Genomic DNA, 17073 nt, shown 5'->3' on the forward strand with positions numbered 1-17073 from the left:
CGGCGGCGGTGGTGCCGGCGGCCGGGGCGACGGGGGTTCCGGATCGGGCGGCGCGGGTGTGGGTGTCGGCGCGGGCGGTGGCGTCGGGGTCGGGGTGGGGGTCGGGGTGGGCCTCGGGCACGGCGGCATCGGCGGGAACGTCGGCCAGGTGCGGCTCCCGGCGACCGCCGTGGTCCTGAGGTCGCCCGGGTCGTTCGACACGTAGGCGCAGGCGTCCGCGTGCGCGGTGCCCACCGGTGCGCCGCCGAGTGTGAACACCAGCGTCACCAGGGCCAACGCCCGTACGGTGACGGCGGATCGGGTCGGTTCGGGTCCATGCACGTCGCGAATCATGGAGCGCGCCGCGCCGGGGCACGCCCCGCTCCCCGGTGATTGCCCCGAAGGAGGGACGGCGGCCCGTCGACGGGTCCCCCGCGGGCCGGTCGCATGTCCGTGGACTCGCGCAGGTGTACGGCTGAGGGGGCGTGCGGCGTGGGGCCCACCGGGCGGCCGAAGAAAACCGCGCTCCCGTTGAACACAACCGTCGCCCCCGTCCGTACCCCATGCCGTGCGAAGGAGCGGCAGGACGCAGCGACACCTATCCATCGAAGGGAAGTTGACGATGAGGACCTCGTGGCGGAACGCCTCACTCGTGGCGAGCGCCGCGGTGGTGCTGGCGCTGACGACGGCGTGCGGTCAGAGCGGCGGCACCGCCGGCGGCAGCCAGAACGTGGGCGCCTCGGCCCAGCCCGGCGACGTGGGCACCGTAGGTGCCGGTCAGGGACTCGGGGCGGGCGCCAAGGACGCGGCGTCGGCCAGCCCGCCGGCCGCCGCGGGCAAGGTGTCCGTCACCGCCGACAAGAAGCTCGGCGAGCTGGTGACCGACGGCACCGGCCACACCCTGTACCGGTTCGACGCGGACACCGCCGAGCCGCCCGCGTCGACCTGCGAGGCGGACTGCGCCACGGCCTGGCCGCCGGTGGCCGCGGACGACGCCATCGCCGGTGAGGGCGTCGACGAGAAGCTGCTCGGCGAGGTCACCCGCGCCGACGGCACCAAACAGCTGACCATCGGCGGCTGGCCGGCGTACCGCTACGCCAAGGACACGGCCGCGGGCGACGTCAAGGGCCAGGGCGTGGGCGGCAAGTGGTACGCGCTCGCCGCCGACGGCAAGAAGGCCGGCGCCGAACGGCCGGGCCTCGACACCCGCGAGGACCCGGAACTGGGAGAGATCGTCGTCGACCGGAACGGGATGACGGTCTACCGGTTCATGAAGGACGAGGCATGGCCCGAACCGGTGTCGGCCTGCACCGGCGAGTGCCTGGAGAAGTGGCCGGTCGTCGCGCCGGTCGAGGCGAACGAGACCAAGGGCGTCGAGAAGAAGGGCCTGATGAGCTTCACCCGGCCCGACGGCGAGAAGCAGCAGACCATCGACTGCTGGCCCATCTACACTTTCGCCGGCGACGAGGAGCCCGGCGACACCAACGGTCAGGGCGTCGGCGGTACGTGGTACGCCGTCGCACCCGACGGAAAGCCGGTCGGCGCGCCGAAGCAGTAGCTCTCCCCAGGGGCGCCGGTACCCCCCTCGCCCCCGCACACCGCCGCACGCGAAGGGAGGAGCGGGAAACACCCGAGGCAGGTCCGGCAGGACCAGCGGGACAGACGAGGACACGGGCGAGCGGGAAGTACCGCGCACGCCGCGGCGCGCGGGCCGACGGGCCGCCCCTCCGCACCCAGGCGGAGGGGCGGCCCGCTGTGCTGTCCGGACACCCCCGCGGACCCGGCACGTGCCAAGGGCAGTGACCGGGAACGGACGGTCAATTTCCGTTTCGGCTCGCCCCTTCGGCGGGCGATCAGTAGCCTCTGCTCGAACACCGGACCGCCCGCACACCTTGGAGAACCAGATGGAGCGTCCCGCCTGGGCCCCGCGGAGCATCGACATCTCGGTGCCGAGCGTGTCCCGGATCTACGACTTCTACCTGGGCGGTTCGCACAACTTCGAGGTCGACCGGCAAGCCGCCCGCAGAGCCATGGAGTTCATGCCGGGCCTCCCCAAGGTCATGCAGGCCAACCGGGCGTTCATGCGGCGCGCCGTACGCTTCGCCGCCGCCGAGGGCATCGACCAGTTCCTGGACGTCGGCTCCGGCATCCCCACCTTCGGCAACGTCCACGAGGTGGCCCGCCGGGCCCGGCCCGGCTCCCGCGTCGTCTACGTCGACCACGACCCGGTGGCGGTCGCGCACAGCCAGGCCGTCCTGGCGGACGACGCGGACGCGGACGTCGTCGCCGCCGATCTCCTCAAGCCCCGGGACATCCTCGCCAGTCCCCAGGTGGAGCGGTTGATCGACCTGAATCGTCCGGTGGCGCTGCTGCTCATTGCCATACTGCACTTCGTGGACGACACGGAGGACCCGTACCGGGCGGTGGCCGAGCTGAGCCGAGCGCTCGCGCCCGGCAGCGTGCTGGTCCTCACGCACGCCGCGTACGAGGGCATCCCGCTGCCGCCGGAGCGGGCCGGCGGCGCGGTCGACGTGTACAAGGACATCCGCAACCCGCTGATCATGCGCACGCGCGACGAGATCGCGCGGTTCTTCGAGGGGTACGACATGGTGGAACCCGGACTGGTGCCGATGGCGCGCTGGCGGCCCGAAGGGGCGCCGGAGGACGAGGACCCCTATGCGTTCTCCGGATTCGCCGGCGTGGGACGCGCGGCGTGACCGCGCAGCCGGACGGGCCGGAGGACAGACTGCGCCGGTTCGCGACGATCTGGAGCCGGGCCGTGTTCCCGGTCACCACGACCTCGTCCACCCGCCCCGAGTTCGAGGCCGAACTCCTGCCGCTGGCACGGCGGCTGAGCGAGGTGCTGCGCGCCCGGACCTTCGAGGCGGAGGAGGCCAAGGCGGTCGGCGCCGCCCTCGTGGACGCGCACTGCACCGACCCCGAGGCGCTCAGCCGGACCCTCGACTGCGTCGACGCCTACCTGGTGCTGTACTGCGGCGGAGAGGGCGACCAGGAGGACCTGCGGGCCCGTTCGTCCCGGATGCAGCACGCGATGGCGGCGGGCTTCGCCCACGCCCTGCGCGCCCGCACCCTGTCCGAGCAGGAGTCCATCGCCCAGGCCGCCCTCAAGGCCCAGGGCGTGGTCGCCGCCGCGCTGCACGCGAGCGAGGCCCGCTTCCGCGCGGTCTTCGAGGGCGCCGCCATAGGCATCGGCATCGCCGACCTCGACGGCCAGGTCCTCCAGGTCAACCAGGCGCTCACCCGTATGTTCGGCCTCACCGACCCGACGATGCGGCGCGGCAACGTGCGGGACTGGACCCACCCCGACGACGCGCCCCAGACCTGGCGGCTCTACGACGAGCTGGTCCGCGGCGAGCGCGAGCACTACCACCTGGAAAAGGCGTTCTACCGGCCCGACGGCACGGTCCTGTGGACCAACCTGACCGTCTCCCTGCTCCGCGACGCCGACGGCGTGCCGCGCTACCAGCTCGCCCTCATGGAGGACACCACCGAGCGCCGGCTGCTCAACCTCCGGCTGCGCTACGAGGCCACCCACGACGCGCTCACCGGCCTGCCCAACCGCAGCTTCTTCTTCGAACGGCTGGAGAAGGCGCTCGGCGCCGGCGAGGGCCAGCGGTTCGGCCTGTGCTACCTCGACCTCGACGGCTTCAAGACCGTCAACGACAGCCTCGGGCACGCGGCCGGCGACCGGCTCCTGGTGGAGGTCGCCGACCGGCTGCAGGGCTGCGCCACCGCGCCGGGCGAGATGGTCGCCCGGCTCGGCGGCGACGAGTTCGTGGCGCTGACCACCGGCCCGGACACCGCCTACGAGGTGGACGAGCTGGCCGGCCGCATCATGAACGCCCTGCTGGCGCCGATCAGCATCGACGGCCGCGAGCTGACCGTGCGCGGCTCCATCGGCATCGTCGAGGGACCGGCGGGGGAGCGCAGCGCGGCCGAGGTGCTGCGCAGCGCCGACATCACCATGTACCGGGCCAAGTCGGCGGGCGGCAACCGCTACGAACTGGCCGACCCGGAGGCCGACGCCCGCGCCATCACCCGGCACGGGCTGACCACCGCGCTGCCGGCGGCCCTGGAGCGCGGCGAGTTCTTCATCGAGTACCAGCCGCTGGTCCACCTCGGCGACGGCAGCGTGCGCGGCGCGGAGGCGCTGGTGCGCTGGCTGCACCCGCAGCACGGCCTCCTCGGCCCGGACCGGTTCATCCCGCTCGCCGAGCACACCGGCCTGATCGTCCCGCTGGGCCGCTGGGTCCTGGAGCAGTCCGTCCGTCAGGCCCGCGCCTGGCGGGAGCTGTACGGCGACGGCGGCGCCGCGGGCCCGCTGCGCGTCAACGTCAACCTCTCGCCCTGCCAGCTCACCCACCCCGGGCTGGTCCAGGACACCGTCGACATCCTGGAGCGGGCCGGCGTCGAACCCGACGCGCTCTGCCTGGAGGTGACCGAGTCGGCGCTGATCGGCGCCGACGACGACCTGCTCAAGCCGCTGCGCCGGCTGGCGGAGATGGGCGTCGACATCGCCCTGGACGACTTCGGCACCGGCTACTCCAACCTCGCCAACCTGCGCCGACTCCCGGTCAGCGTCCTGAAACTGGACCGCTCCTTCACCCAGAGCATGCAGCAGTTCCCGGCCGACCCGGTGGACCTGAGGATCGTCGAGGGCATCGTCTCCCTGGCCCACGGCCTGGACCTCACGGTCACCGTCGAGGGCGTGGAGACCGGCGCCCAGGCCGAGCAGCTGCGGATACTCGGCTGCGACACGGCCCAGGGCTGGTACTACGCCCGTCCCGGCCCGCCGGAGCGGCTCCACCAACTGGCGCTGGTGGACGCCACGGGCTGAGCCCGGTTCAGAGGCCCAGCCCGCGCAGCAGCAGCGCGAGACCGCCCAGGAACTCCCGGTCGGCACCGACCTCCCGGGCGTGCCGGGCGGTCTGCCGCAGGTGCGGGAACTCCTCGGGCGGCAGTTCGGCGAGGGCCACCGTACCGGCCCCGGCGAGCGGGCCGAGGTGCTCCAGCTGGATCGCGCCGGTGATGTAGCCGATCAGGCCGCGCAGCGCGACGACCCGGCGGTGCCCCTCGACCCCGGCCTCGGCGAGCAGCCCGAGCACCGTCTCCGTCCAGCGCAGCCCGGCGGTGGAGCGGTGCCGGTGGACGACGGTCAGGGGGACGATCTCGGGGTGCGCGCCCACGGTGTCGCGCAGCCGCCGCACCATCACCTCGATCCGCTCCCGGCAGGACAGCTCGGTGGGCGGCGGGGTGCTGTCGACGCGGCCGAGCACGAGGTCGACGACGAGCAGCTCCAGTTCGGCGCGGTCGCGCACGTACCGGTAGAGCGCCATCGTGCTCATCCCGAGTTCCTTGGCGACGGTGCGCATCGAGAGCCCGGCAAGCCCGTCGCGGTCGATCACGGCGAGGGCGGCGGCGGCGAGCCCGGCATGGCTGAGCGAACGTGGTCTCGGCATGGCGATTGACAGCGTACGCCATACGCTTACGCTGGTGGGTGTACGGCGTACGCCTACGCAGAGGAGCCCTCGTGAGCGCACCGTCCCGCACCGCGTCCCGCACCCTCCTGCGGCCCGGATCCGTCGTCGCCCGCCGTGACCTCGGCACGGTCACCGGCGGCCCGGTGGCCGTCCCCGCCGTCGACCGGCTGGTCCACCTCCAGTTCCGCCGCTTCGCCGGCTGCCCGGTGTGCCATCTGCACCTGCGCTCGATCGTCCGCCGCCACGCGGAGATCGAGGCGGCCGGCGTCCGCGAGGTGGTGGTCTTCCACTCACCGCCTGAGGAGCTGCGCGAACACGTGACCGACCTGCCGTTCGCGGTGGTGGCCGACCCCGACAAGCACCTGTACCGGGAGTTCGGCGTCGAGTCGGCGCCGCGCGCGCTCCTCGACCCGCGCGCCTGGCTGCCGGTCGCTCGCGCCGTGCTGAGCGGCGCGTGGCACGTGCTGCGCGGCAGGCAGCGCCTCCCGTCCCGGCGCCAGCCGAACGGCCGCCTGGGCCTGCCGGCGGACTTCCTGATCGCACCGGACGGCCGCGTCCTGGCGGCGCACCACGGCGCGCACGCGGACGACCAGTGGCCGGTGGACGAACTCCTCCGACTGGCGTCCACGAATGCCCCCCTTTGAGGGGCGCGGTCACCGTTCCAGCAGCATCCGCTGAAGCTCCCGCGCCGCCCGTGGCGGAGCCACGTCACTGCGGTGCGCGAGCGCGATCGTCCGGTGCAGGCCGGGCCGCGCCAGCGGCGTCACCCGCAACCCCCGCCCCGACCGCGCCGCGACCATGCGCGGCACGACCGCGATCCCCAGCCCCGCCCGCACGAAGCCGAGCACGGCGTCCATCTCGCCGCCCTCCACCGCGAAGTCGGGTTCGAACCCGGCGGCCCGGCACGCCGCCACCGTCAGCTCCCGCAGGTCGTACCCGTGCCGGAACATCACCAGCCGCTCGCCCTCCAGGTCCCCGATGTCGACGGCCCGCCGTCCGGCGCCGGGCCGGGGCGCCTCGGGCGAGGACACCACCACCAGGTCCTCCCGGAGCAGCTCCACCGTGGTCAGCGCCGGTGACGGCGTCGGCAGCGGCAGGACGACCAGCGCCAGATCCAGCGCGCCGCGCGCCAGCTCCCGCACCAGGTCGTGGCTGCCGCCCTCCTCGATCAGCAGCCGGATGCCGGGATACCGGTCGTGGAACGCGCGCAGCACGTCCGGCAGCAGCCCGGTGCACAGGCTCGGGGTCGCGCCCAGCCGCACCCGCCCGCCCCGCAGCTCCACCAGCTCCCGCACCTCGTGCCGGGCGGTCTCCGCGTCGGCGAGGATGCGCCGGGCCAGCGGCAGCAGCGCCTCCCCGGCGTCGGTCAGTGTGATGTTCCCCCGCGCCCGCTGGAACAGGTCCGCGCCCAGCTCCCGCTCCAGCGCCTTGATCTGCTGCGACAGCGAGGGCTGGGAGACGTGGACGAGGTCGGCGGCCCGGGTGAAGTGCCGGGTCTCGGCGACGGCCACGAAGTACTGAAGCTGCTGGAAGTGCACCACGCCAGCATAGGACCGTCATAGGCAACACCTATCGAAACGAGGCACATCATGTCTTGGACCGATGGGGCCGTTCGGCCCTAGCGTCTGGTGACATGGCTCTGGCAACGCGGACGGACCGACGGCCGTCCATGGCACGCACCGTGTGGGACTCGACCGTCGGCAAGAAGACCGTGATGGCGGTCAGCGGACTGATCATGCTCCTGTACCTGGTCGTCCACATGATCGGCAACCTGAAGATCTTCTTCGGGCTGGAGGAGTTCAACCACTACGCCCACTGGCTGCGCACGGTCGGCGAGCCGTTCATGCACTACGAGTGGACGCTGTGGGTGGTCCGCGTCGTGCTCGTCGTCGCCGTCGTCGCGCACGCCGTCTCCGCGTACCAGCTCAGCCGCCGCGACCTGAGGGCCCGGCCCACGAAGTACGCGCACCGGCGCAAGCGGGCCAGTTACGCGACGAACACCATGCGCTACGGCGGGATCATCCTCGCCCTGTTCATCGTCTGGCACATCCTGGACCTGACCACCGGCACCGTGCACTCCGGCGGCTTCGAGTCCGGCAAGCCCTACCAGAACGTGGTGGACACCTTCTCCACCTGGTACGGCAACGTCATCTACATCGTCGCGATGCTCGCCGTCGGCCTGCACGTCCAGCACGGCTTCTGGAGCGCCGCCCAGACCCTCGGCGCCGGCAGTCGCAGCCGGGACCGTGCCCTGAAGACGATCGCGAACGTCCTCGCAGTGCTGCTCACGGCCGGCTTCATCGCCGTCCCCGTGGGCGTCATGACCGGAGTGGTGAGCTGACCCATGACTTCCTACGCCGACTACACGACCGGAGAGCCGGTCGTCGACACCAAGGCCCCCGAAGGCCCCGTCGCCGAGCGCTGGGACACGCGCCGCTTCGAGGCCAAGCTGGTCAACCCCGCCAACCGGCGCAAGCACACGGTGATCGTGGTGGGCACCGGGCTCGCGGGCGGTTCCGCCGGCGCCACCCTCGCCGAACAGGGCTACCACGTCGTCCAGTTCTGCTACCAGGACTCGCCGCGCCGCGCCCACTCCATCGCCGCGCAGGGCGGCATCAACGCCGCGAAGAACTACCGCAACGACGGCGACTCCGTGCACCGCCTGTTCTACGACACGGTCAAGGGGGGCGACTTCCGCGCCCGCGAGTCCAACGTCCACCGCCTCGCGCAGATCTCGGTGGAGATCATCGACCAGTGCGTGGCGCAGGGCGTTCCCTTCGCCCGCGAGTACGGCGGCCTCCTCGACACCCGGTCCTTCGGCGGCGTCCAGGTGTCGCGGACCTTCTACGCCCGCGGCCAGACGGGCCAGCAGCTGCTGCTCGGCGCGTACCAGGCCCTGAGCCGCCAGGTCGCCGCCGGGAACATCGAGCTGCACCCCCGTACCGAGATGCTCGACGTGATCGTCGTCGACGGCCGGGCCCGGGGCATCGTCGCCCGCGACCTGATCACCGGGAAGATCGACACCTACTACGCCGACGCCGTCGTCCTGGCGAGCGGCGGGTACGGCAACGTCTTCTACCTGTCGACCAACGCCATGAACTCCAACGCGACCGCCGTCTGGCGGGCGCACCGGCGCGGCGCGTACTTCGCCAACCCCTGCTTCACGCAGATCCACCCCACCTGCATCCCGCGCACCGGCGACCACCAGTCCAAGCTGACGCTGATGAGCGAGTCGCTGCGCAACGACGGCCGGATCTGGGTGCCGAAGGCCAAGGGCGACGACCGCCCCGCGAACAGGATCCCCGAGGACGAGCGCGACTACTACCTGGAGCGGATCTACCCCTCCTTCGGCAACCTCGTCCCCCGCGACATCGCCTCGCGCGCCGCGAAGAACGTCTGCGACGAGGGGCGGGGCGTCGGCCCCGGCGGGCAGGGCGTCTACCTGGACTTCGCGGACGCGATCTCGCGCATGGGCAGGAAGGCCGTCGAGGCCAAGTACGGCAACCTCTTCGACATGTACCAGCGGATCACCGACGAGGATCCGTACGAGGTACCGATGCGGATCTACCCCGCCGTGCACTACACGATGGGCGGGCTGTGGGTCGACTACGACCTCCAGACCACCGTGCCCGGTCTGTTCGCGGTCGGCGAGGCCAACTTCTCCGACCACGGCGCCAACCGGCTCGGCGCCTCCGCGCTGATGCAGGGCCTGGCCGACGGCTACTTCGTGCTGCCGGCCACCATCAACGACTACCTCGCCCGCAACCCGCTGGGGGACAAGGTCGGCGACGACCACCCGGTGGTGCAGGAGGTGCTGGCCGAGACGCAGGACCGGCTCAACCTGCTGCTGTCCGTCGACGGCGACCGCACCCCGGACTCCTTCCACCGCGAACTCGGCGAGCTGATGTGGGAGTTCTGCGGCATGGCCCGCACGGACGCCGGACTGCGCAAGGCCCTGGAGCGCATCCCGCAGATCCGCGAGGAGTTCTGGCGGCGGATCAAGGTGCCCGGCACCGGCGAGGAGTTCAACCAGTCGCTGGAGAAGGCCAACCGCGTCGTCGACTACCTGGAGCTGGCCGAGCTGATGTGCCTCGACGCGCTGCACCGCGCCGAGTCCTGCGGCGGCCACTTCCGCGAGGAGTCCCAGACCCCGGACGGCGAGGCGGCCCGGCGCGACGAGGAGTTCTCCTACGCCGCCGCCTGGGAGTTCACCGCCACCGGCGAGGCTCCCGCTCTGCACAAGGAAGACCTGGTCTTCGAGTACGTCCACCCCACCCAGCGGAGCTACGCATGAAGCTCACCCTGCGCGTCTGGCGCCAGAAGAACGCCGACGCCGAAGGCACCATGTCCACGTACGAGGTGGACGGCATCTCGAAGGACATGTCGTTCCTGGAGATGCTCGACACGCTCAACGAGGAGCTGATCCTCAAGGGCGAGGACCCGGTCGCCTTCGACCACGACTGCCGCGAGGGCATCTGCGGCGCGTGCAGCCTCGTCATCAACGGCGACGCGCACGGGCCCGAGCGCACCACCACCTGCCAGCTGCACATGCGGTCCTTCCGGGACGGCGACACCATCGACATCGAGCCGTGGCGCGCGGCGGCCTTCCCGGTCGTGAAGGACCTCGTCGTCGACCGGTCGGCCTTCGACCGGATCATCCAGGCCGGCGGCTATGTCACCGCGCCGACCGGAGCGGCGCCGGAGGCCCATGCCACGCCCGTCCCCAAGGCCGACGCGGACTTCGCGTTCGAGCACGCCGAGTGCATCGGGTGCGGGGCGTGTGTCGCCGCCTGCCCCAACGGGGCGGCGATGCTCTTCACCTCCGCGAAGGTCAATCATCTCAACGTGCTGCCGCAGGGGGCGCCCGAGCGGGAGTCGCGGGTGCTGGACATGGTGGGGCAGATGGACGCGGAGGGGTTCGGTGGGTGCACCCTCGCGGGGGAGTGTGCCACGGCCTGTCCCAAGGGGATTCCGCTGATGTCCATCACCGGGATGAACAAGGAGTGGCTGCGGGCCACCCGGAAGGCCGGGAAGCGGTAGCACCGCACAGAGGGAAAGAACGTTCGCCGGTCGGTGCGGACGGGCGGGGTCGGGAGAGGTGCTCCTTCCGGCCCCGTCTCGCGTTCAGCGAGCGCACATCCGGGCTCCCTGTGGCGGTCACGCGGCGGACAGGCGGTGTCGGAAGAACTGTGACGCCGGATCCGGCCACCGACCAGGAGAGCACCCATGAGCGGCGTACTGACCGTAGACCGTCCCCGCCCGCCCGCGGCACCCGTCCGCTACTCCGTCTCCCTCGCCCGCGACGAGGCCGAGGTCCGGGCCGCCCAGCGGCTGCGGCACGAGGTGTTCGCCGGGGAGATGGGCGCCCTCCTCACCGGGGCGCGGCCCGGACACGACAGCGACGCCTTCGACGCCTACTGCGACCACCTCGTCGTCCGCGAGGAGGTGAGCGGAGAGATCGTCGGCACCTACCGGCTGCTGCCGCCCGAGCGGGCCGCGGTCGCCGGGCGGCTGTACGCGGAGAGCGAGTTCGACCTGTCCCGGCTCGCCCCGATCCGCTCCGACCTGGTCGAGGTGGGCCGCTCCTGCGTCCACCCCGACCACCGCGACGGCGCCGTCATCGGCCTCATCTGGGCCGGTATAGCGCGGTACATGACCGACCGCGGCCACGGCTGGCTGGCCGGCTGCTGCTCGCTCCCGCTCGCCGACGGCGGCGCCTCCGCCTCGGCCGCCTGGAACCGCGTACGGGAGCGGAACCTGGCCCCCGAGGAGTACCGGGTGCGGCCGCTGCTGCCGTGGATCCCCGGGGCCGGGGCCCCGGCCGGGCGCCGTGAGCTGCCGGCCCTGCTCCACGGCTACCTGAGGCTCGGCGCCTGGATCTGCGGCGAGCCCGCGCACGACCCCGACTTCGGCGTGGCCGACCTCTACGTCCTGCTGCCCATGGACCGCGTCGACCCGCGCTACCTGCGCCACTTCCTCTCGCTCGTCCCCGCCGGCCGGTGAGCGCCTGGCTGCCCGCCGCGCCCTGCACCCCCGCAGCGTGCGTGGAGCGGGCCCGCGCCGCGGCGGCCGTACCGCGGGCCGTGCTGCGGCTCACCGGCCTCGTCGTCCTGCTGCTCGCCGGGGTGGCGGCGGCGCCGCTCGGCCGGCGGCTCCCCGTCGCGCTGGTGCGGTGGTGGGGCCGGTCACTGGTACGGGCGGCGGGCGTCCGGGTGCGGATCACCGGCGCCGCCGTGCCCGCGGGCGGAGTGCTGCTCGTCGCCCACCATGTCTCCTGGCTGGACGTGCCGCTGCTCGCCGCCGTCCGCCCGGCCAGGACGGTGGCCAAGGCCGAGATACGGCGGTGGCCGGTGGCCGGCCGGCTGGCCGCCCTCGGCGGCACCCTCTTCATCGAACGGGACCGGCTGCGGGCCCTGCCGGAGACCGTCGCCCACCTGACGGCGGTCCTGCGGTCGGGGGCCTCGGTGGCCGTCTTCCCCGAGGGCAGCACCTGGTGCGGGCAGGCCCGCGGGCCCTTCAGACGGGCCGTGTTCCAGGCGGCCCTGGACGCGGACGTGCCGGTCCAGCCGGTGCGCATCCGGTACCTGGCGGACGGCCGGACAGTGAGCACGGCGCCCGCCTTCGTCGGGGAGGACACGCTGCTCGCCTCGGTGTGGCGGGTGGTGTCGGCGCGGGGTCTGGTGGCCGAGGCACGGGTGCGGCCCGCCCTGCGCGCGGGCACCTGTCCCGACCGGCGCGCCCTCGCACGGGCCGCCGAGGAAATGGAAAAATAAATGGAATTTAAGGCATATGTCCCGTTTCTTTCCCGGTGATGAGGTTAGCCGTAGGAGTGTCACTCGGAAGGAGGGTGAGGCCAGATGATCACCCGCGAAGAGATCACGATGCTTCTGGACCATCCCGTCTACGACGGCGAGGGCCACAAGATCGGCGACGCCAAGCACGTCTTCTTCGACGACATGACCGGGCGCCCCGAGTGGGTCAGCGTGAAGACCGGAATGTTCGGCTCCAACGAGTCGTTCATCCCCATTCACGACGCGACCCTGGTTGAGGACCACCTCGAGGTTCCCTACCGCAAGGACCAGGTCAAGGGCGCGCCCAACGTCGACATCGACGCGGGCGGGCACCTGTCGGCGAGTGAGGAACACCGCCTCTACGAGTACTACGGCGTCAACTGGGACAACGTACTGTCCGACGACGGGATGTCCGGCGACGGCGGCATGGGCACGGACACGACCACCACGGACACCACCGCGGCGGCCGGCACGGCCGGTGTCGCGGGAACGGCCAGTGTTGCCGGTACTGCCGGCTACGAGGGCACCGGACGCAGGTCGCTGCGCGACGACGACGATGCCATGACGCTCTCCGAGGAGCGCATGCACGTCGGTGTCGAGCGGCGCGAGACCGGGCGCGCCCGGCTGCGCAAGTACGTGGTCACCGAGGAGGTGCAGCAGATTGTCCCGGTGCGCCACGAGGAGGTACGCGTGGAGCGCGAGCCGATCACGGACGCCAACCGTGACGCCGCGTACGCCGGGCCGGAGTTCACCGAGGCCGAGCACGAGGTCACCCTCCACGAGGAGACCCCCGTGGTGGAGACCGAGGCGGTCGCGGTGGAACGCGTCCGGCTGACCACCGAGGAACACGTCGACGACCGGACGGTGCGCGGTCAGGTCCGCAAGGAGCGCATCGAGACGGAGGGCATCGACCTGGACGAGGACGTCCGGCGACGGCCGGGACGCGAATGACCCGGCCGTTGTAGGCGGCACGGAACCCGTGGCACGGAACCCGCGGCACGGCACCCCTCAAAGGTGTGCCGTGCCGCCCACGGCCCGCGCCAGGTAGGGGGCGGTGGCACTGCCGGCCGCCCCCGCCACCTCGGCGGGCGGCCCCGCCGCGACGATCCGGCCGCCCGCGTCACCGCCGCCGGGACCGAGATCGATCACCCAGTCGGCGCCCGCGGCGACGGACATGTCGTGCTCGACCACCACCACCGTGTGGCCGGCGTCGACCAGCCCGTGCAACTGCCGCGCCAGCACCTCCACGTCGGCCGGGTGCAGACCGGTCGTCGGCTCGTCGAGCAGGTACAGCGTGTGGCCCCGGCGCCCGCGCTGCAGTTCGCTCGCCAGCTTGATGCGCTGCGCCTCCCCGCCGGACAGCTCCGTCGCCGGCTGGCCGAGCCGCAGATAGCCGAGTCCCACGTCGAGCAGCGCGGCCAGGCTGCGCGCCGCCGCCGGGACGTCCGCGAAGAACTCCGCTGCGGCCTCGACGGTCAGGTCCAGCACCTCCGCGATGGTCCGCCCCCGGTACGTCACCGCCAGCGTCGCCGCGTTGTACCGCGCCCCGCCGCACTCCGGGCACGGCGCGTAGGTGCTCGGCAGGAACAGCAGCTCCACGCTGACGAACCCCTCGCCCTGGCAGGTCTCGCAGCGCCCGCCGGTGACGTTGAACGAGAAGCGGCTCGCGCCGTACCCCCGCTCCCGCGCGCCGTCGGTGGCCGCGAAGACCTTGCGCACCGCGTCGAACAGGCCGGTGTACGTGGCCAGGTTGGAGCGCGGGGTCCGCCCGATCGGCCGCTGGTCGACGGAGACCAGCCGGTCCACGCCCGGCAGCCCTTCGGTGATCTCGCCGACCAGGGTGGACTTGCCCGAGCCGGAGACGCCGGTGACCGCGGTGAACACGCCGAGCGGGAACTCGGCGGTCACCCCGCGCAGGTTGTGCCGGGTGACGGGGCCGACCTTCAGAGTGCCGCTCGGGGTGCGCGGAGCACGGGCAGGGGCGGGGGAGCGGCCGAAGAGGAACCGCGCGGTCGCCGACTCCGGCACGTCCGCCAGCCCGGCCGGGGGGCCGCTGTGCAGCACGCGTCCGCCGTGCTCGCCCGCCCCCGGACCGACGTCCACGATCCAGTCGGCGCCGCGCACCACGTCCAGGTGGTGCTCGACCACGAACACCGAGTTCCCGGCCCGCTTCAGCCGCTGGAGCACCGTCAGCAGCGCCTCGGTGTCCGCCGGGTGCAGCCCGGCCGACGGCTCGTCCAGGACGTAGACGACACCGAACAGGCCGGAGCGCAGCTGGGTGGCGAGGCGGAGGCGCTGGAGCTCCCCGGCGGAGAGGGTGGGCGTGGCGCGGTCCAGGCTGAGGTAGCCGAGGCCCAGCTCCACGACGGGCGCGATCCGGGCGGTCAGGTCGTCGGAAAGGACCCGGGCGGTCTCGCCGTCCCGGGGGAGCGCGGCGGCCAGTTCGGTGAGCGGCAGCGCGGCCAGCTCGGCGACGTTCCGGCCGCCGACGGTCACCGCCAGCGCCTCCGGCCGCAGCCGCCCGCCGCCGCAGATGGGACACGGGGCGCTGGTCAGGAACGACTCCGCCTTCGCCCGCAACGCCGGGCTCCTGGAGTCCGAGAACGTCTTGAGGACGTACCGGCGGGCGCTCGTGTACGTGCCCTGGTAGGGCCGTTGGATGCGGCCGGCCTCGCGGACCGGGTGCACGGTGACGACCGGCTGCTCGTCGGTGAAGAGAATCCACTCGCGCTCTTCGGCGGGCAGCTCCCGCCAGGGCCGGTCGACGTCGTACCCGAGGGCGTCCAGCACGTCGCGGAGGTTCTTGCCCTGCCAGGCGCCGGGCCAGGCGGCGACCGCGCCGTCCCGGACCGACAGCGACGGGTCGGGGACGAGGAGTTCCTCGGTGGTGCGGTGGACGCGTCCGAGGCCGTGGCACTCGGGACAGGCGCCGGCCGCCGTGTTGGGCGAGAAGGAGTCCGAGTCGAGCCGCTCCGCGCCCGGCGGATAGCTCCCGGCGCGGGAGAACAGCATCCGCAGCGAGTTGGACAGGTTGGTGACCGTGCCGACCGACGACCGTGACCCCGGCGCCGAGCGGCGCTGCTGGAGCGAGACGGCGGGCGGCAGCCCGGTGATCTCACCGACCTTCGGGGCGCCGACCTGGTGGATCAGCCGGCGGGCGTACGGCGCGACCGACTCGAAGTAGCGCCGCTGCGCCTCGGCGTAGACCGTCCCGAACGCCAGCGAGGACTTGCCCGAGCCGGAGACCCCGGTGAAGGCGGCCACCACGTCCCGCGGCACGTCGACGTCGACCCCCTTGAGGTTGTGCTCGCGGGCGCCGCGGACACGGACGTACGGGTCATGAGCGTGGCGGGGGTCGTGCATGCGGAACTCCGTACCAGGTACCGGGGGACAAACGCCGCGATTCTACGCGTCGACCGCCGTGAAGATCCGCGCGAGCCGCCGGTAGGAGTCGAGGAGCGCCGTACGGTCGTACGTGCTCGTCGTGACCAGCACCTCCTGCGCCTCCGTCTCCTTCAGCAGCGTCTCCAGCGCGTCGGCGACCTGGTCCTCGGTGCCCGCGAGGTGCCCGGTGAGCCCCGCCTCGTAGAAGCCGCGCTCCTTCGCGGTCATCGGCCGGGAGCCGACCTCCTCGGCGGGCGGCAGCGGCGGGAAGGTGCCGTGGGTGCGGGAGTACGCCATCGACCACGCCTCCGGCAGGAGCAGCCGCCGCGCGGCCTCGGGTGTTCCGGCCACGGCGACCGTCCCGGAGACGACGACGTACGGCTCGGCCGCCCACGGCGAGGGCCGGAACAGGTCGCGGTAGCGGTCGATGCCGCGCCGCATCCGGTCGCGGTCGCGCAGGTCGCCGATGACCATCGGCAGGCCCGCGCGGGCGGCGACGGCCGCGCCCTCGCCCATGGCCAGCACGAACGGCGGCACGTCGAGTCCCTCCGCGGGGCGGGCGTGCGCCCCGGTGGGGGAGGTGCCGCGGAACCAGCCGAGCAGCTCGGCCAGTTGCTCCTCGAAGCGGTCGGCGGCGTCCTTCTCGCTGCCCAGCGCCCTGCGCACCCCGTCGGTGAAGCCGACCGAGCGGCCGAGCCCCATGTCTATCCGCCCCGGGAACAGGGACTCCAGCACGCCGAACTGCTCGGCCACGACCAGCGGCCGGTGGTTGGGCAGCATCACGCCGCCGGTGCCGACCCGGACCGTGCGGGTCGCGCCCGCCACCGCCGCGGCCAGCACCGTCGGCGCGGAGCCGGCCACCCCGGGCACGCCGTGGTGCTCCGACACCCAGAACCGGTGGTACCCGAGCCGCTCGGCCTCGCGGGCCAGCAGCACGGTGTCCCGCAGCGCCTCGCCGGGCGGACGCCCGGCCCGGGTGCGGGAGCGGTCGAGGACGGAGAAACGGGTCCGGGAGATCGTCGGGGTCACACCCGGTTCAACACCGGCCGGGGCGCGGCATTCCCGCCCGTCGGCTGCTCAGGCGGAGTCCTCCAGACGGAAGCCCACCTTCAGGCCGACCTGCCAGTGCGCCACCTGGCCCTCCTCGATCAGCCCGCGCACCTGGGTCACCTCGAACCAGTCGAGGTTGCGCAGGGTCTCCGAGGCCCGGGAGATGCCGTTGCGCACGGCCTGGTCGACCCCGTCGGGCGAGGTGCCGACGATCTCCGTGACGCGGTAGGTGTGGTTCGACATCGCATGCTCCTTGTGTGTCGCGGGTCACTCCACGGTGCCTCACCCGGTCCGGGTGCGCGAGACGGCGGGCGAGGGCCGCGGAAACCCGTGATGCTCCGGAAACCCTTGACCAAAGCATTGGTACA

15 protein-coding genes are annotated in these 17073 nt (G+C 72.8%); 10 read left to right on the top strand and 5 right to left on the bottom strand.

Annotated features, from left to right (window positions below; translation table 11 throughout):
* Positions 1–601: 601 nt before the first annotated feature.
* From UW392_RS09930 to UW392_RS09940, 3 genes are all read left to right on the top strand, one after another.
* Positions 602–1537, top strand: coding sequence for an SCO0930 family lipoprotein (locus tag UW392_RS09930; RefSeq protein ID WP_320774542.1), 936 nt, complete (start codon positions 602–604; stop codon positions 1535–1537).
* Positions 1538–1883: 346 nt separating this feature from the next.
* Entirely contained in the window at positions 1884–2696 is an 813-nt protein-coding gene (locus UW392_RS09935) for an SAM-dependent methyltransferase (protein WP_320774543.1), read from the top strand.
* Positions 2693–4837, top strand: a complete 2145-nt coding sequence (locus UW392_RS09940) for a putative bifunctional diguanylate cyclase/phosphodiesterase (protein ID WP_320774544.1) — start codon at positions 2693–2695, stop codon at positions 4835–4837. Before UW392_RS09935 ends, UW392_RS09940 begins: the two co-directional genes overlap by 4 nt.
* Positions 4838–4844: 7 nt before the next feature.
* Here the strand turns inward: UW392_RS09940 and UW392_RS09945 are convergent, their stop codons facing one another.
* A complete protein-coding gene (locus UW392_RS09945; protein WP_320774545.1) occupies positions 4845–5459 on the bottom strand; it encodes a TetR/AcrR family transcriptional regulator C-terminal domain-containing protein in 615 nt (204 codons plus the stop codon).
* A 71-nt stretch (positions 5460–5530) separates the two neighbouring features.
* Here UW392_RS09945 and UW392_RS09950 point away from each other — a divergent pair, with 71 nt between their 5' ends.
* On the top strand, positions 5531–6124 hold the full coding sequence (locus tag UW392_RS09950) for a peroxiredoxin-like family protein (RefSeq protein WP_320774546.1): 594 nt from the start codon (positions 5531–5533) through the stop codon (positions 6122–6124).
* Between the two features lie 9 nt (positions 6125–6133).
* Here the strand turns inward: UW392_RS09950 and UW392_RS09955 are convergent, their stop codons facing one another.
* On the bottom strand, positions 6134–7018 hold the full coding sequence (locus tag UW392_RS09955; protein ID WP_320774547.1) for a LysR family transcriptional regulator: 885 nt from the start codon (positions 7016–7018) through the stop codon (positions 6134–6136).
* Between the two features lie 131 nt (positions 7019–7149).
* Between UW392_RS09955 and UW392_RS09960 the strand changes: the two genes are divergently transcribed.
* The 6 genes from UW392_RS09960 to UW392_RS09985 all read left to right on the top strand — a co-directional run bounded on the left by UW392_RS09960 (position 7150) and on the right by UW392_RS09985 (position 13222).
* Complete coding sequence (locus UW392_RS09960; RefSeq protein WP_320774548.1) at positions 7150–7821, top strand: succinate dehydrogenase; 672 nt, start codon at positions 7150–7152, stop codon at positions 7819–7821.
* 3 nt (positions 7822–7824) lie between these two features.
* Positions 7825–9774 (top strand): fumarate reductase/succinate dehydrogenase flavoprotein subunit, encoded by a 1950-nt coding sequence (locus UW392_RS09965; RefSeq protein ID WP_320774549.1) that lies wholly within the window; start codon positions 7825–7827, stop codon positions 9772–9774.
* Positions 9771–10520, top strand: a complete 750-nt coding sequence (locus tag UW392_RS09970; protein ID WP_320774550.1) for a succinate dehydrogenase/fumarate reductase iron-sulfur subunit — start codon at positions 9771–9773, stop codon at positions 10518–10520. The genes UW392_RS09965 and UW392_RS09970 overlap by 4 nt, the downstream gene beginning before the upstream one ends.
* A gap of 186 nt (positions 10521–10706) precedes the next feature.
* A complete protein-coding gene (locus tag UW392_RS09975) occupies positions 10707–11483 on the top strand; it encodes a GNAT family N-acetyltransferase (RefSeq protein WP_320774551.1) in 777 nt (258 codons plus the stop codon).
* The gene (locus tag UW392_RS09980; protein WP_320774552.1) at positions 11480–12253 is read left to right on the top strand and encodes a lysophospholipid acyltransferase family protein; all 774 of its coding nucleotides are present in this window, start codon (positions 11480–11482) and stop codon (positions 12251–12253) included. The genes UW392_RS09975 and UW392_RS09980 overlap by 4 nt, the downstream gene beginning before the upstream one ends.
* An 84-nt stretch (positions 12254–12337) precedes the next feature.
* Positions 12338–13222 carry a PRC and DUF2382 domain-containing protein gene (locus UW392_RS09985; RefSeq protein ID WP_320774553.1) on the top strand — a complete coding sequence of 295 codons (885 nt, stop codon included), beginning with the start codon at positions 12338–12340 and terminating at the stop codon, positions 13220–13222.
* Positions 13223–13279: 57 nt separating this feature from the next.
* Here UW392_RS09985 and UW392_RS09990 read toward each other — a convergent pair whose 3' ends face one another.
* Genes UW392_RS09990 through UW392_RS10000 form a run of 3 tightly spaced genes read right to left on the bottom strand, consistent with a single transcriptional unit; the run spans position 13280 to position 16948 of the window.
* Entirely contained in the window at positions 13280–15634 is a 2355-nt protein-coding gene (locus tag UW392_RS09990) for an excinuclease ABC subunit UvrA (protein ID WP_320774554.1), read from the bottom strand.
* A gap of 42 nt (positions 15635–15676) precedes the next feature.
* A complete protein-coding gene (locus UW392_RS09995; protein ID WP_320774555.1) occupies positions 15677–16684 on the bottom strand; it encodes an LLM class flavin-dependent oxidoreductase in 1008 nt (335 codons plus the stop codon).
* 48 nt (positions 16685–16732) lie between these two features.
* Positions 16733–16948, bottom strand: coding sequence for a dodecin (locus tag UW392_RS10000; protein ID WP_320774556.1), 216 nt, complete (start codon positions 16946–16948; stop codon positions 16733–16735).
* Between the last annotated feature and the right edge of the window lie 125 nt (positions 16949–17073).

The organism is Streptomyces sp. CRN 30 (genome assembly GCF_034105845.1).